Origin of the sequence: Fulvivirga aurantia, from assembly GCF_009711475.1 — a bacterium.
Taxonomy (GTDB): Bacteria; Bacteroidota; Bacteroidia; order Cytophagales; family Cyclobacteriaceae; genus Fulvivirga; species Fulvivirga aurantia.
The window spans coordinates 1-864 of the sequence record NZ_SMMD01000186.1 but is presented as its reverse complement, the minus strand read 5'-3'; the positions used below and the strand labels follow the sequence as shown (position 1 = coordinate 864).

1 protein-coding gene is annotated in these 864 nt (G+C 40.0%); it reads left to right on the top strand.

Translation table 11 applies throughout. The annotated features are described in order from the left end of the window. Nucleotides 1-864, top strand: an 864-nt coding sequence (locus E1176_RS00575) for a 3-hydroxybutyryl-CoA dehydrogenase (RefSeq protein ID WP_155208647.1), incomplete at its 5' end; no start/stop codon positions are given.

The window sequence follows — 864 nt, the reverse complement described above, 5'->3', positions numbered from 1 at the left end:
GGAACCATGGGTAATGGCATCGCACACGTCTTTGCTCAATTTGGCCATAAAGTTTCTCTTATAGACATTTCTGAAGATGCGCTTAAAAAAGCACTGGCAACCATTGAGAAAAATCTCGACAGGCAGGTAAAAAAGGAGCTTATCTCAGAAGGCGATAAAAAAAATACGCTTGAAAACATCACCACCTACAGTAAAATTGAAGAAGGTGTAAAAGGTGTAGACCTAGTGGTGGAAGCTGCAACAGAAAACATCGACTTAAAGCTTAAAATATTTGAGCAACTTGATGAGGTTTGTGATGAATCTACTATTCTGGCAACCAATACATCATCAATATCTATTACAAAAATCGCTGCTGTAACCAAAAGATCAGATAAAGTGATCGGCATGCATTTCATGAACCCAGTACCTGTCATGAAGCTAATTGAAGTGATAAGAGGGTACAATACCAGCGATGAGGTTACTGAAAAAATCATGGAACTCTCGAAAGGCCTTAAGAAGGTGCCTGTAGAGGTAAATGATTATCCTGGCTTCGTGGCCAACAGAATTTTGATGCCAATGATCAACGAGGCAATTTACTCTCTTTTTGAGGGTGTAGCTGGAGTTGAAGAGATCGATACAGTAATGAAACTTGGAATGGCACACCCAATGGGACCTTTGCAATTGGCTGACTTCATTGGATTGGATGTTTGCCTTTCGATATTAAATGTCTTGTATGAAGGATTTGGAAACCCAAAATATGCACCTTGCCCTCTATTGGTAAATATGGTTGAGGCAGGTCACAAAGGCGTAAAATCTGGAAGTGGATTCTACAGCTGGGGTCACGGAACAAAAGATCTCATAGTCGCTGATCAATTCAAGAAATAA